The 15,013-nt window shown below is 72.4% G+C and carries 11 protein-coding genes and 1 riboswitch; of the genes, 1 reads left to right on the plus strand and 10 read right to left on the minus strand.

From position 1 onward, the window contains the following. Positions 1-161: 161 nt before the first annotated feature. Entirely contained in the window at positions 162-893 is a 732-nt protein-coding gene (locus tag OG698_RS34370; protein WP_406107653.1) for a ZIP family metal transporter, read from the plus strand. A gap of 74 nt (positions 894-967) precedes the next feature. Here the strand turns inward: OG698_RS34370 and cobI are convergent, their stop codons facing one another. From cobI to OG698_RS34420, 10 genes are all read right to left on the minus strand, one after another. Further along, positions 968-1,732, minus strand: a complete 765-nt coding sequence (cobI, locus tag OG698_RS34375; RefSeq protein ID WP_329574571.1) for a precorrin-2 C(20)-methyltransferase — start codon at positions 1,730-1,732, stop codon at positions 968-970. After that, complete coding sequence (locus tag OG698_RS34380) at positions 1,729-3,207, minus strand: cobyrinate a,c-diamide synthase (RefSeq protein ID WP_406107655.1); 1,479 nt, start codon at positions 3,205-3,207, stop codon at positions 1,729-1,731. Before OG698_RS34380 ends, cobI begins: the two co-directional genes overlap by 4 nt. A gap of 8 nt (positions 3,208-3,215) precedes the next feature. Then, positions 3,216-3,815, minus strand: coding sequence for a cob(I)yrinic acid a,c-diamide adenosyltransferase (gene cobO, locus OG698_RS34385; protein ID WP_329574575.1), 600 nt, complete (start codon positions 3,813-3,815; stop codon positions 3,216-3,218). Next, positions 3,815-5,884 (minus strand): putative cobaltochelatase, encoded by a 2,070-nt coding sequence (locus OG698_RS34390; protein WP_406107657.1) that lies wholly within the window; start codon positions 5,882-5,884, stop codon positions 3,815-3,817. Before OG698_RS34390 ends, cobO begins: the two co-directional genes overlap by 1 nt. Then, positions 5,881-9,561, minus strand: coding sequence for a cobaltochelatase subunit CobN (gene cobN, locus OG698_RS34395; protein ID WP_406107658.1), 3,681 nt, complete (start codon positions 9,559-9,561; stop codon positions 5,881-5,883). Before cobN ends, OG698_RS34390 begins: the two co-directional genes overlap by 4 nt. Next, complete coding sequence (locus OG698_RS34400) at positions 9,558-11,132, minus strand: cobyric acid synthase (protein ID WP_406107660.1); 1,575 nt, start codon at positions 11,130-11,132, stop codon at positions 9,558-9,560. The genes cobN and OG698_RS34400 overlap by 4 nt, the downstream gene beginning before the upstream one ends. After that, the gene (locus OG698_RS34405) at positions 11,129-12,070 is read right to left on the minus strand and encodes a cobalamin biosynthesis protein (protein WP_406111465.1); all 942 of its coding nucleotides are present in this window, start codon (positions 12,068-12,070) and stop codon (positions 11,129-11,131) included. The genes OG698_RS34400 and OG698_RS34405 overlap by 4 nt, the downstream gene beginning before the upstream one ends. Positions 12,071-12,182: 112 nt before the next feature. Then, positions 12,183-12,324: riboswitch (cobalamin riboswitch) on the minus strand. A gap of 109 nt (positions 12,325-12,433) precedes the next feature. Beyond that, on the minus strand, positions 12,434-12,655 hold the full coding sequence (locus tag OG698_RS34410; RefSeq protein WP_100592482.1) for a hypothetical protein: 222 nt from the start codon (positions 12,653-12,655) through the stop codon (positions 12,434-12,436). A 15-nt stretch (positions 12,656-12,670) separates the two neighbouring features. Further along, on the minus strand, positions 12,671-13,945 hold the full coding sequence (locus OG698_RS34415) for an anion permease (protein ID WP_406107661.1): 1,275 nt from the start codon (positions 13,943-13,945) through the stop codon (positions 12,671-12,673). 189 nt (positions 13,946-14,134) lie between these two features. After that, positions 14,135-14,878 carry a lysozyme gene (locus OG698_RS34420; RefSeq protein ID WP_406107662.1) on the minus strand — a complete coding sequence of 248 codons (744 nt, stop codon included), beginning with the start codon at positions 14,876-14,878 and terminating at the stop codon, positions 14,135-14,137. Positions 14,879-15,013: the final 135 nt, after the last annotated feature.

Raw genomic sequence — 15,013 nt, forward strand, 5'->3', positions numbered from 1 at the left:
CAGCGTTGGGTCGTACGGAGATCGGTCGTACGGGTCGGTTCTACGGGTTCGTACGCGGTTCGGTCGTACGGAGGTACGGGAGCGGTATCGGACGGGTCGGAAGGTGCGGCTCAGCCGGTCCCGGGCGTGCGCGGACAGTACCGATCCGCTAGCAAGGGACCATGGCCGTCCTCGTCGCACTTGGCTCGTTCGTGATGACACTCGTCGGCGGCTGGACCGCCCACCACGTCACCGACCGGCGCCACTTGGTGCTCGGATTCGCCGGCGGCCTGATGCTCGGCGTGGTCGGCTTCGACCTGCTTCCGGAAGCCCTGCACGGCGCCGGCAACGAGATCTACGGAGTGCCCGCCGCGCTGCTCCTGTTCGTCGCGGGCTTCCTCGTCGCCCACATCGTCGAGCGGCTGCTCGCGATGCGCCAGGCCGCGCACGGGGCGCAGGAGGGCGAGGAACAGGTGCCCCAGGTGGGCCTCGGCGCCGCCTCCGCGATGGTCGGGCACAGCGTTGCGGACGGCGTCGCGATCGGCGCCTCGTTCCAGGTGAGCAGCACCATGGGGTACACCGTCGCGCTCGCCGTGATCACGCACGACTTCGCCGACGGCTTCAACACGTACACGATCACGCGCGCCTACGGGAACGCCCGCCGCAAGGCACTCGCGATGGTCGGCGCGGACGCGATCGCCCCGGTGGTGGGCGCCGCGTCGACGCTGCTGTTCACCATTCCGGCACAGGCACTCGCCTGCTACCTCGGGTTCTTCGGCGGCGTTCTGCTGTACATCGCGGCCGCGGAGATCCTGCCGGAGGCCAGCCACCACCACCCGGCGCGCTCCACGCTCCTGTGCACGATCGCGGGCGCCGCCCTGATGTGGCTGGTGATCGGCGCGTCGGGGGACTAGGGCCCGTTCCGAGTTCCCCGCCTGCGACAGGGAACTCGGAACAGGCCCTGGCGCCGGGTCCGCCCCCCGGCGGGTCACAGTTTCCCGCCCCGTCCGCCGTCGCGCCGAGCGGGCGCGATCAGCGTCGACAGGTACGGCAGCGCGGCGTCGGTCTCCAGTTCGGCGGCGGGCCTGATGGACTCCTCGGGCAGCCCGAGCGCGGACCCCCACACGGCGTCCTGCGTCCGCCCGGTCTCGCGCAGCGCCGCGGCGACCTCGCCCGCGAGCCGCCCGAACTTGTACGCGACGACGGTGCCGGGCCCCGCGAGCGCCTCCTTGAGCACGGCCGAACCGGCGGTCACCGGCACGAGCGTCAGCGGCTCGGTGCCCTCGGTGAGCACGGCGCCGGACCGCGCGGCGAGGTCCTGCATGGCGGTGATGCCCGGCACGGTCTCGACGACGGTCCCCGGCACCAGCTCCTCGACGGTCAGGGCGAGATACGTGAACGTGGAGTACACGTTCGGGTCGCCGATCGTCGCGAACGCGACGGAGCCGTGCTCCCGCAGGAGCGCCGCGACGCGCTCACCGGCCGCATCCCAGGCGGCCTCGCGCCGGGCCCGGTCCGAGCGCTCGTTGAGCGCGAAGACGACGCGGACGACTTTGTCGGCGGGCACGTAGTGCAGGACGGTCGCCTCGGCGCGGCCGGGCTCGCCGCCATCGGTCCCGTCGGCCGCGGCCATCACCGGTACGACGACGACGGCGGCCTCGCGCAGGGCGTTCACGCCCTTCACGGTCACGAGCTCGGGGTCACCGGGACCCACGCCGACGCCGGTCAGCCGGTGCGTGGTGTTGCTGGTCATGACGGGGTGACTCCTTCGGTTGCCCGCGCGACTTCGGTTGCCTGCGCGACGATGCGCCGCGCCGCCTGGGGCACGGCGGCCCAGTGCACATGCAGATACGAGGCATGCACCCCGCCCTGCACAAACCCTTCGACGCGCCGCCCGGGACGCGTGATGCCCCACGCGGGGGAGGCACCGGCCCCGGGTTCGACGACGGTGCGATGGAACTCGTGACCACGCACCCGCGTCCCGTTCGCGGCCAGCACGCTGTCGGACACAGCGACGGCGTCCCGGTACCCGAGCGTCAGCCGCTCCGACATCCGCGCGTCGGCGTCCAGAACCCCGCACATGGGCCGCCCGTCCAGGGACCGCGCCAGATACAGCAGCCCCGCACACTCGGCGACGACGGGAGCCCCGGACCGCGCGAGCTCTCCGACGGCCTTGCGCAGCGGTTCATTGGCGGACAGCTCGGAGGCGTACACCTCCGGAAAACCCCCACCGATGATCAACGAGCTTGCCCCGTCCGGGAGTTGCTCGTCCCGAAGCGGATCGAAGACGACAACCTCGGCCCCGGCGGCGGCAAGCAGCTCACGGTGCTCGGCATAGGAAAACGTGAAAGCGGCCCCACCGGCGAGAGCGACGACGGGCCGCGGCCCGTCGGTCCCCTTCAGCCCGTGGGGGTCCCCCCGGACGGAGTCCGGGGCAGTTCGAGGACCGGGGTCCGGGGCAGAGTCCCGGTTCCGGGAAGGGGCGGGCCGGGGGAGAGAACCCACCACCTCAGCCGCATCCCAAGCCGCACAGTCCAAGGGCCCGGCCCCACGAGCCACCGCATGGAGCGCGTCCAGGTCACATCCACCCCGCACCATCTCCCCCATCGCGGCGACAGCCGAAACCGCCTCCGCCCCCCGCTCAGCCACCGGCACGAGCCCCAAGTGGCGCGAGGGAGTCACCACTTCGCCACCCCGGCGCAAGGCGCCGAAAACGGGCACCCCCGCCTCGTCGAGCGCCTCCCGCAGCAGCTCCTCATGCCGCTCGGACCCCACCTTGTTGAGGATCACCCCGGCGAGCCGCACCTCAGGATCGAACGACGCGAAGCCATGCACGAGCGCGGCCACGGACCGCGCCTGGGACGACGCGTCGACGACGAGCACGACCGGCGCCCGAAGCAGCTTCGCGACATGCGCGGTCGACGCCAGCTCCCCCTGACCGGAGGCCCCGTCGAAAAGCCCCATCACGCCCTCGACGACGGCGAGATCGCACCCCCGCGCCCCGTGCGCGAAGAGCGGCGCCACCAGCTCGGGCCCGCACATGTACGCGTCGAGGTTGCGCCCGGCGCGCCCCGTGGCGAGCGCGTGGTACCCGGGGTCGATGTAGTCGGGCCCGACCTTGTGCGGCGACACGGCGAGCCCGCGTCCGGCGAACGCCGCCATCAGACCCGTCGCGACGGTCGTCTTGCCGCTGCCCGACGAGGGCGCGGCAATGACGAGCCGTGGCATGGACGAACTCACCACTCGATGCCCCTCTGGCCCTTCTGGCCCGCGTCCATCGGGTGCTTGACCTTGGACATGTCGGTGACCAGGTCGGCGAAGTCCACCAGCTTCTCGGGGGCGTTGCGCCCGGTGATCACGACGTGCTGGGTCCCGGGCCGGTCCCGCAGCACGGAGATGACCTCGTCCGTGTCGATCCAGCCCCAGTGCATCGGGTAGGCGAACTCGTCGAGCACGTACAGCTGGTACGTCTCGGCGGCGAGGTCACGCTTGACCTGCTCCCAGCCCTCGCGGGCCTTCTCCTCGTTGTCCATCTGCGCGTCGCGCTGGACCCAGGACCAGCCCTCGCCCATCTTGTGCCAGTCGACGCTCCCGCCCTCGCCGCTCGCGCCGAGGACGCGCAGCGCGTTCTCCTCGCCCACCTTCCACTTCGCCGACTTGACGAACTGGAACACCCCGATGGGCCAGCCCTGGTTCCAGGCGCGCAGGGCGAGCCCGAAGGCCGCCGTCGACTTGCCCTTGCCGATGCCGGTGTGGACGACGACGAGCGGCCGGTTGCGCCGCTGCCGCGTCGTGAGCCCGTCGTCCGGCACGACGCTCGGCTGTCCCTGAGGCATTACGCGACCCTCCTGCTGTTCGACTGCAGACCACCCTGTACGTCCTTCACGAGCCCGGCGATGGAATCGGCCCGCAGCTCGTCGAGCGTCACCGCCGTCCCGCCCAGCTCGCCCGCCAGCTGACCGGCGAGCCCGAGCCGCACAGGGCCCGACTCGCAGTCCACGACGACCGACGCCGTTCCCTCGGCGGCGAGCAGCCGCGCCGCACGCCCCGCGAGCGCCACCGGCTCGGGACCGCCCGTCGCGCGCCCGTCGGTCACCACGACGACGAGCGGCCGGCGCGCCGGGTCCCGCAGTCGCTCCACGCGCAGCACGTCGTGCGCCTTCAGTAGCCCGGCGGACAGCGGCGTACGCCCACCGGTGGGCAGCGACTCGAGCCGTACGGCGGCCGCGTCCACGGAGGACGTCGGCGGCAGTGCCACATCGGCCGAGGACCCGCGGAACGTCACGAGCCCCACCTTGTCCCGCCGCTGGTACGCGTCGAGGAGCAGCGACAGGACGGCGCCCTTCACGGCGCTCATCCGCTGCCGCGCCGCCATCGACCCGGAGGCGTCGACCACGAAGAGCACGAGGTTGCCCTCGCGGCCCTCCCTGGTCGCCTGCCGCAGATCGTCACGCCGCACCACGAGCCCGGGACCGGAACGTCCCCGCGCCCGCTGGTGCGGGGCGGCGGCCTGCACGGTCGCCGCGAGGTGCAGCTTGGTGAGCGCGCCACGCGGGCGCCGCGCACCCGTCGTACGCCCGTGCTCCGTGCGGGCCCGCGAGCGCCGCCCGGCGGCACCCTCACCGAGTCCGGGGACGCTCAGCATCTTCGTACGGAAGGGCTCGGCGGCCCGGGCGGCCGCCTGCTCGCCGCCGCCCGCGGGAGCCTTCTGCTCGCCGCTCTCGGCGGGCTCGCCCTGCGCGGGGATGTCGGCGGCCTGGTCGCCGCCCGTGTCGGGGCCGCCGCCCTCGGGCGCGTCCGGGGGCGGCTGCCCGCCCCCGCCACCGGGCCCGTCCCCGCCGCCGTCACCATCACCGTCACCGTCCGGATCCGGTTCTGCATCCTGACCGTCCTGCCCGCCGAACTCCTCCAGGGTGTCGTCGAGCTTGTCCTCGTCGAGCCCCGGCGCGTCGAACGGGTTGCGGCGCCTGCGGTGCGGCAGCGCGAGGAGCGCGGCCTGTCGCACGTCCTCGGCCAGCACATCCGTGCGGCCCGCCCATGCGGCGAGCGCCGTCGCCGTACGCGCCATCACGATGTCCGCGCGCATCCCGTCGACCTCGAACGCGGCGCATGTCGCGGCGATCTGCCGCAGCGCGGCGTCGCCGAGGCGCACCGAAGGCAGCAGGTCACGGGCCGCGACGATCCGCGCCCGTACGGCGGACTCCTCCTGCTCCCACTTCCCGGCGAAGCCCTCGGGGTCGTCGTCGTAAGCGAGGCGCCGCTTGACGACCTCGACGCGCTGGTCGGGCTCGCGGGAGGCGGCGACCTCCACGGTGAGGCCGAACCGGTCGAGCAACTGCGGCCGCAGCTCTCCCTCTTCGGGGTTCATGGTGCCGACGAGCAGGAAGCGCGCGGCATGCCGCACGGACACGCCCTCGCGCTCCACGTACGAGGCGCCCATCGCGGCCGCATCCAGCAGCAGGTCCACCAAGTGGTCGTGCAGCAGGTTCACTTCGTCGACGTACAGGATCCCGCGGTGCGCGTCGGCGAGGAGCCCCGGCTCGAAGGCCTTCACGCCCTCGGCGAGCGCCCGCTCGATGTCGAGCGCGCCGACGAGCCGGTCCTCGGACGCGCCGACGGGCAGCTCGACCATGCGGGCGGCACGTGAGGTGCCGGGTCCGGTCTCGTGCGGGCCGTCCGGGCACGCCGGGTCCGGGGCGCCGGGCGCACACGAGAAGCGGCACCCGGCGACGACCTGGACCTCGGGCATGAGAGCCGAGAGGGCGCGTACGGCCGTGGACTTGGCCGTGCCCTTCTCGCCGCGCACGAGCACCCCGCCGACGGCGGGGCTGACCGCGTTCAGCAGCAGCGCGAGCCGCAGGTCGTCCTGCCCGACGAGCGCGGTGAACGGATAGGGGGTACTCACTGGTCGTCGCCCTCCAAGTCGCCCTCAAGTTCCAGATATGTGGCTCGCAGCCGCTCCAGCGTCTGCGCGTCCGGCTCGGCCCACAGGCCGCGCTCGGCCGCTTCGAGCAGCCGCTCGGTGATGCCCCGCAGGGCCCACGGGTTGGACTTCTTCATGAAGTCCTGGTTCTCCGCGTCGAAGACGTACTCGGCCGACAGCTTCTCGTACATCCAGTCGTCGACCACGCCGGCCGTCGCGTCGTACCCGAAGAGGTAGTCGACGGTGGCGGCCATCTCGAAGGCGCCCTTGTAGCCGTGGCGGCGCATCGCCGCCATCCAGCGCGGGTTGACCACACGGGCGCGGAACACCCGGTGGGTCTCCTCGCCGAGCGTGCGGGTCTTCACCTGGTCGGGCACGGCGGAGTCGCCGACGTACGCCTCGGGGGAGGCCCCCGTCAGATGCCGCACCATGGCGACCATGCCGCCGTGGTACTGGAAGTAGTCGTCGGCGTCGACGAGGTCGTGCTCGCGGGTGTCGACGTTCTTCGCCGCCACGTTGATGCGGCGGAACGCCGTCTCCATGTCTCCGCGCGCCGCCCGCCCGTCGAGCCCGCGCCCGTACGCGTAGCCGCCCCACACCGCGTACACCTCGGCGAGGTCCGCGTCGGACTGCCAGTTGCGGGCGTCGATCAGCGGCAGCAGCCCGGCGCCGTACGCGCCCGGCTTCGACCCGAAGATGCGGGCCGTGGCCCGCCGCCGGTCGCCGTGCTCGACGGCGTCCTGTTCGACATGGGCGCGTACGTAGTTCTGCTCGGCGCTCTCGTCGAGCGCGGCGACGGCCTGCACGGCGTCGTCGATCAGGCCCACGACGTGCGGGAACGCGTCGCGGAAGAAGCCGGAGATACGGACCGTCACATCGATGCGCGGGCGCCCGAGTTCGGCGGCGGGCACGATCTCGAAGCCGGTGACACGGCGCGAGGCGTCGTCCCACACCGGGCGGCAGCCGAGCAGCGCGAGGATCTCCGCGATGTCGTCGCCCTGCGTACGCATCGCCGAAGTGCCCCACACCGTCAGGCCCACGGACTTGGGGTACTCGCCGGTGTCGGCCAGATAGCGCGCGACGAGCGAGTCGGCGAGCGCCTGCCCGACCTCCCAGCTCAGCCGCGAGGGGATCGCCTTCGGGTCGACGGAGTAGAAGTTGCGGCCCGTCGGCAGCACGTTGACCAGGCCGCGCGTCGGCGACCCGGACGGTCCCGCGGGCACGTATCCGCCGTCGAGCGCGCGCAGGATGTGCCCGATCTCGTCCGTCGTACGGGCGAGCCGCGGCACGACCTCGCGGCACGCGAACTCCAGCACCGCCACGGCGTCCGGGAGTTCGGTCCCGACGACGTCGCGGACGAGCGCGGGGACGGCAGCGGCGTCCCAGCCGCGCTCCTCCATGCCCTCGGCCGCGCGCCGGCACAGCTGCTCCAGGAGGTCGATCGCGTCGGCGGCGCTGCGGGCGGGACCGCTGACGAGGTCCGTCAGTTCGGCCGGCACCTTCACGGGGGCGCCGGGCTCGCCGAGCAGCTCCTTCTCGACCAGGCCGAAGTGCTCGGCCAGGCAGGCGCGCAGGCCGGGCAGCGCGTTCGCGGTGCCGCCCCACACCTGGGAGGCGCGCAGTACGGCGAGTACGAGGTTCACGCGCGGCTCGCCGACCGGACCGCCGCCCAGGATGTGCAGGCCGTCACGGATCTGCACGTCCTTGATCTCGCACAGATAGCCGTCGATGTGCATCACGAACTCGTCGAAGTCGCCGTCGTCCGGCTGCTCGTCGACATGCAGGTCGTGGTGGAGCTCGGCGGCCTTCACCAGGGTCCAGATCTGGGCGCGCACGGCCGGGGCCTTCGTCGGGTCCAGGTCGGAGACGAGCGCGTACTCGTCGAGGAGCTGCTCCAGCTTCGCGAGGTCGCCGTACGTGTCGGCGCGCGCCATCGGCGGCACCAGGTGGTCGACGACTGTGGCGTGCCCGCGGCGCTTGGCCTGCGTGCCCTCGCCCGGGTCGTTCACGATGAACGGGTAGATCAGCGGCAGCTCGCCGAGGACCGCGTCGGGCGCACAACTCCCGCTCAGGCCAAGGCCCTTGCCCGGCAGCCACTCCATGGTGCCGTGCTTGCCCATGTGGATGACGGCATCCGCGCCGAAAGAGTTCTCCAGCCAGCGGTACGCGGCCATGTAGTGGTGCGACGGCGGCATGTCCGGGTCGTGGTAGATCGCGATCGGGTTCTCGCCGAAGCCGCGCGGCGGCTGGATCATCACGACGACGTTGCCGAACTGGAGCGACGCGAGCACGATGTCGTCGCCGTCGACGTAGAGGGAGCCCGGCGGCTCGCCCCACGCCTCCAGCATCCCGTCGCGCAGCTCGGGCGCCAGCTTGTCGAACCAGGCGCGGTAGTCGGCGAGCGGCACGCGCGCGGGCGCCGACGCCAACTGGTCCTCGGTGAGCCACTCGACGTCGTGGCCGCCCGCCTCGATGAGCCGGTGGATCAGCTCGTCACCGTTGTCGGGGTAGCCGTGGACGCCGTAACCGGCCTCGCGCAGCGCGTCCAGGACGCGGACGGCGGAGGCGGGCGTGTCGAGGCCCACCGCGTTGCCGACCCGCGAGTGCTTGGTCGGGTAGGCCGTGAAGACGACGGCGAGCTTCTTCTCGCCGTTCGGCTTGTGGCCGAGACGCGCGTGGCGTACGGCGATTCCGGCGACGCGCGCGGCCCGCTCGGGGTCGGCCGCGTACACCGGGACGCCGTCGGGGCCCTCCTCCTTGAAGGAGAACGGCACGGTGACGATCCGGCCGTCGAACTCGGGGATCGCGACCTGCATCGCCGCGTCCATCGGCGACAGCGCGGCGTCCGACGCCTCCCAGGCCGCCTTCGACGACGTGAGGCAAAGACCCTGGAGGACAGGGATGTCGAGGTCGGCGAGCGCGCCGATGTCCCAGGCCTCCTCGTCGCCGCCCGCGGACGCCTGCGAGGCGTGCGTGCCGCCCGCCGCGAGCACGGTCGCGACCAGGGTGTCGGCCTCGCCGAGCAGCTCGTACAGGCCCGGGTCGGCGCCGCGCAGCGAACCGCAGTACACCGGAAGGGAGTTGACGCCGCGCGCCTCGATCGCGTCGCACAGCGTGTCCACGAACGCGGTGTTCCCGGACAGCTCGTGGGCGCGGTAGAACAGCACGCCGACGGTCGGGCGGCCCTCGACGCGGGCACGGCGGCCGTGCACCCCGTACTCGGGCATCTTCTGCGGCTCGGCGCTGTGCCGCTCCTGCGTGCTCCCGGCCCGGCCGTGCCCGTGGAGCAGCACGTCCTGGACGAGGAAGCGGGCCAGCTCGACGAGGTTGCCGGGACCGCCCTCGACGAGATAGCGCAGCGCCTCGGCCACGGCGCCCGCGTGCACGGTCGACTCGGCCATCAGCTCCGCGTCCGGGACGCTCTCGCCGCCGAGCAGGACCGTCGGCACGCCGGACGCCTTCAGCGCCGCCAGCCCGTCCTCCCAGGCGCGCTTGCCGCCGAGGAGCCGTACGACGGCGATGTCCACGCCGTCGAGCAGCTCCGGCAGCTCGCTCTGGACGTCCACGCGGGTCGGGTTCCCGATCCGGTAGGGGGCGCCGGAGGCCCGGGCCGCCAGCAGATCGGTGTCTGCGGTCGACAACAACAACACTGTGCTCATGCGGGCGCTCCCGGTGGAATGAAAGGCAGTCCTGACGGAGCGCCGGACTCGATGAGCCGCCACAGCGCGTCCGTGTCCGCGTGTTCTTCGATCAGATCGCCGAGCCGGTCGAGCTGCTCCTCGCGCAGCGCGCCGAACGACGTGTCGGGCGCCGGTACGAAACGGCGGCCCGCGGCGGCCGCGACCTCGCGCAGGAACGCCCGGCGGAAGCCGTCCGCCTCCAGCGAGCCGTGCCAGTGCGTGCCCCAGACGGAGCCGACGCGGCACCCGTCCAGGAACGCCTCGCCGCCATTGACCTCGGCGACCCCGTGATGGATCTCGTAACCCTCGACGCGCTCGCCGAGCGCCTCGCCGACGGGCCGGGCGAGGGTCTTCTCGCGCTCGAACCGCACCCGTACGGGCAGCAGTGCGAGCCCGTCCACGGCGCCCAGGCGCGACTCGACGTCGTCCTCGATGCGCTCGCCGAGCACCTGGAAGCCGCCGCAGATCCCGAGGACCGGCCGGCCCTCGGCGGCCCGGCGCGCGAGGGCGTCGGCGAGGCCGCGCTCGCGCAGCCACTGAAGTGCCTTGACGGTGCCGCGCGTTCCCGGCACGACGACCAGGTCCGCGTCGACGAGCTCCTCGGCCCGGTCGACGAACCGCACGACGACGCCCGGCTCCGCGGCCAGTGCGTCCACGTCGGTGAAGTTCGACATCAGCGGGACGGCGCAGACGGCGACGCGCAACACGTCCTCGCCGACCGGGGCCGCGGTCCGCGACTCGCGCACGGAACCGCGCAGCGACACGCGCAGCCCGTCCTCCTCGTCGATGCCGAGGCCGTGCTGGAAGGGGAGAACCCCGTACGTGGGGCGCCCGGTCAGGTCCTCGAGCATGTCGAGGCCGGGCTCGAGGAGCGAGACGTCCCCGCGGAACTTGTTGACCAGAAAGCCGGCCAGCAGCTCCTGGTCCTCGGGGGCGAGCAGCGCTGTCGTGCCGAAGAACGACGCGAAGACGCCGCCGCGGTCGATGTCGCCGACCACGAGCACGGGCAGCCGCGCGGCCCGGGCGATCCCCATGTTGACGATGTCGGTACGGCGCAGGTTGATCTCGGCGGGAGAGCCCGCCCCTTCACAGATCACGGCGTCATAGCTGCCCCGGAGTTCCTCCAGGCATCCCACGACGGTGTCCAGAAGTGCCGCCTGCCGTCCCCCGTGCAGCGCCTTCCCGGGGGACACAGCACCTGACAGCGGCTTCGCCGCGGGCCCGGACTCCCCGAAGAACCCCCGGGCACTCAACTCGCCCACCGGCTTGCCCATGAGCACCACCTGGCTGCTCCGGTCACTGCCCGGCTTCAGCAGCACGGGGTTCATCAGGGCGCTCGGCTCGACGCGGGCGGCCTGCGCCTGCATGGCCTGCGCCCGCCCGATCTCGGCGCCCTCGCGCGTCACGAAGGAGTTGAGGGACATGTTCTGCCCCTTGAACGGCGCGACCTTCACCCCCTGCCGCACCAGCCACCGGCAGATCCCCGCGGTGACGACGCTCTTCCCGGCATCGGACGTGGTCCCTGCCACCAGCAGTCCGCCACCACTCACGACTTCCCCCTCCGCAACAGTGCCCGCCCGGCGACACACACGCCGAGGGCCAGCCAGCTCACGCGCCGCGAGAGCCGCGCCGCCCGCTCGACGTCGGCGGTCTCCACGGCCCGGCCCGACGCGTTCAGTACGGGCCGGTGCTCGACCCGCCCGCCGTACGACAGAGTCCCGCCGAGCCGCACCCCGAGCGCCCCCGCGAACGAGGCCTCGACGACACCGGCGTTGGGGCTCGGGTGCAGCCGCGCGTCCTCGCGCCACGCCGTGAGCGCGCCGCGCGGACGGCCGCCCGCGACGGCGGCGAGCACGCCGGTGAGCCGCGCTCCCGGCCAGCCCGCCACGTCGTCGAGGCGCGCGGAGGCCCAGCCGTAGCGGCGGTACCTGGCCGACTTGTGCCCGACCATGGCGTCCAGCGTGTTCACGGCGCGGAACGCGACGAGCCCGGGGACGCCGGCGACGGCGCCCCACACGAGCGCGCCCACGACGGCGTCGGAGGTGTTCTCGGCGACGGATTCGACGACGGCCCGCGCGATCCCGTCCGCGTCCAGGGCCTGCGGGTCACGCCCGCACAGATGCGGCAGCCGCTCGCGCGCCGCGTCCACGTCACCGGCGGCCAGCGCGCCCCCGATGGCGCGCGCCTCGCGCCCCAGCGACGTACCGCCGACGACCGCCCAAGTGGCGGCGGCGGTCAGCACGATGGAAGCGGCGGGGGAGCGGCGCACGGCGCGCGCGGCGAGGCCACCGGCGACGGCGGCGCCCCCGGCGCACACGGCGGTGTGCACGGCGCCCCACCCGCGGTGGTCACGCCACAGCACGCGCTCGACGGCGCCCGCGGCCCGCCCGAACGCGGCGACCGGATGCCCGCGGCGCGGATCGCCGATCAGGAGGTCGCCGAGGAGTCCGGCGGCGCTGCCGTACGCGAAGACGCGCTCGGCCCGCACGGTCAGCCCGCCGCTACGGCGAGGGGAACCCTTGTACTCGTTCTCGGCGGGAGCACCCGCAACTGGCAGCCGCGCATGGCGATATGTCCTCACTCAGGGTGTCCACGCCCTGGTTGGAAGAGACCGGCGGCGAGAGTTCCTGGCTCACGGGGATCACTCCCCGGTGACAGTGGCGGGACCGCGCCGGATTCGCACCGGCTTCCTCTCCTGCTGCCGTAGATGGCCCCGGAAGTCCACCACGCCCCGCGAACGCCCGTCAACTTGCCGTTGACCTGCGAAGGGAGAGTGTGCTGAGGCCCACACGAAGCGGGGTGCGGGACGCCTTCGCGTCCCGCACCCCGCACTCCTGCCGGTTACCTCCGGTCAGGCGACGATCAGGAAGATCCCGTACCCGACGGCCGCCGCGCACAGGGCGAAGCAGGCGTACGCGCCGGAGACGGCCAGCGCCGCCGAGTTGCCCTGGGCCGCCGCCGACTCCCGCTTGGTGAGGCCGACGATGCCGAGGGTGAACAGGCCCACGAGGGCCACCGTGATCACGAGGCTGACTCCGAACACGGAGCCGAGTGCTGCCCAGTCGATGTGCATAGCGCTGCTGCTTCCTTAGACCGTGGCCGGGCGCGCGGGCTCCGCCGAGGGCGGGGCGGGCGAGGCGGGGATGGTGGTCTTCACGTCGGTGTCCAGGGCCGTGACCGTGCCGGCGGGCGGCGGGGTGACGGCCGCGATCGCGGTGGTCACGACGCCTGCGGGCTCGTCCGGGACGTCGACGCCGTCGATGTCGTCGTCCGTGACGTTCGTGTGGTCGACCGAGTTGCGCCGGGACAGCGCCCAGATGGTGCCCGCGCCGGCGATCAGGAGCAGCGCGGTGACGGCGACGCCCCACGAGCCCTGCTTGGTGAGGAACTCGGCGCCCGCGCCGACCAGACCGGCGGCCGGCAGGGTCAGGCCCCAGGCGATGAACATGCGGGTCGCGGTCGACCAGCGGACGACGCCGCCCTTGCGGCCGAGGCCCGAGCCCATGACGGCGCCGGAGCAGACCTGCGTCGTGGAGAGCGAGAAGCCGATGTGCGAGGAGGCGAGGATCGCGGTCGCGGCGCTGGTCTGGGCGGCGAAGCCCTGCTGCGGCGCGAGGTCCGTGAGGCCCTTGCCCATGGTGCGGATGATGCGCCAGCCGCCGAGGTAGGTGCCGAGCGCGATGGCCGCACCGGCCGAGACGATGACCCACATCGGGGGGTTGGCGCCGGGGCTGAGGACGCCGCCCGTGATCAGGGCGAGCGTGATGATGCCCATCGTCTTCTGCGCGTCGTTCGTGCCGTGCGCCAGCGAGACCAGGCCCGCGGAGGCGATCTGCCCGGCGCGGTAGCCCTTGGCGGTCGCCTTCTGGTCGGTCTTGCTGCCTATCCGGTACGTGAGCCGGGTGGCCAGCATCGCGGCGATGCCCGCCACGAGCGGCGCGGCGACGGCGGGGAGGAGGATCTTGGTGACGACGGTGCCGCCATTGATCGACGACCAGCCCATCGACATCACGGCGGCGCCGATGAGGCCGCCGAAGAGCGCGTGGGACGAGCTTGAGGGGAGGCCCACCAGCCAGGTCAGGAGATTCCAGAGGATGGCGCCCACCAGCGCCGCGAAGATGACCTCGGTCTTGAGTCCGTCCTCGTTGATGATGCCGCCGGAGATCGTCTTGGCGACCTCCACGGAGAGGAAGGCTCCGACGAGGTTCAGCACGGCGGACATGGCCACCGCCGTCTTGGGCTTGAGAGCGCCGGTCGAGATGGTGGTGGCCATCGCGTTGGCTGTGTCGTGGAAACCGTTCGTGAAGTCGAACACGAGAGCGGTAACGATCACGATCCCGAGGAGAAGCGTGATGTGTTCCATTTACCCAGGCTTCTGTTGGACGTCAGTGGCTCGGTGAACGTAGGCAACCTGAGTGAACGGAAGATGAACTGAGGCGGGCGGTGCGGTGACTCAAAGTGGAGTGCCGCCACTCCGTTGGAAACGGGGTGGCGGCACGGGGTCGTTCGTGAAGCGGAACGGTGGCCCAATCAAGCGGAAGTGAGCCTTCCGTTAGCCGCGGGCGAACCTCCGCAACTGCGTCTGTGAACCGTTGAAGAGATTCTGGTCACCCGGCAGTCCACCGCTGTTGTCGTACTGCCAGAACGTCCAGTAGGACCAGCCCGACGGCAGCGCCCCGGCGGACTCGTCGTAGCGGGCGAGCCATAGCGCGTGGTTGCCCGCGAAGGCCGTGCTGTTGCCCGTGCACCTCTGCCACCAGCGGTAATTGGTGTAGATCACCGGCCGGCGGCCCGTCCTGCGCCGCACCTCGTCGCTGAACGACCTGATCCAGGAGATCATCTTCCCCTTGCTCAGGCCGTAGCACTTCTTCGAGCTGTACGGGTTGTACTCGATGTCGAGCGCCGGCGGCAGCGTCCAGCCGTCCGCCCGCCACCCGCCCCCGTTGCGCACGAAGTACGAGGCCTGCGTCCGGCCGGACGACTTGTTCGGGAGCGCGAAGTGGTACGCGCCGCGGATGATGCCCGCGCTGCGCGCTCCGTTGTACTGCCGGCTGAAGTAGGGATTGAGATAGGTGGTGGACTCGGTCGCCTTGACGTAGACGAACCGTGCGCCCTTGCTCTTGGCCTTCTGCCAGTTGACGTTCTTCTGGTGCGACGAGACGTCGTGCCCCTTGGTGCCGCCCGCCGCGGACGCCGGAGCCTGTGCGAGAGCGGTCCCCCCGAACGTCAGGGCGGCGAGTGATGCCGCGGTCGCGATGTGCGCGCGGCGACGGGACGGTTTGTGACCACGAGCCATATTTCCCCCCGGAATGGCGACGTGCATGACAAATCCCACCGGAGGCTACCGGAAGATCCCTCTGAGCCCGTCGATCTCCAGCCAATCGTTACCAGGCGGGCATTCATGCCCATTCGTGCGCTTCCGGACTCCTCG

It is taken from the genome of Streptomyces sp. NBC_01003 (assembly GCF_045162695.1).
Lineage (GTDB): Bacteria > Actinomycetota > Actinomycetes > Streptomycetales > Streptomycetaceae > Streptomyces.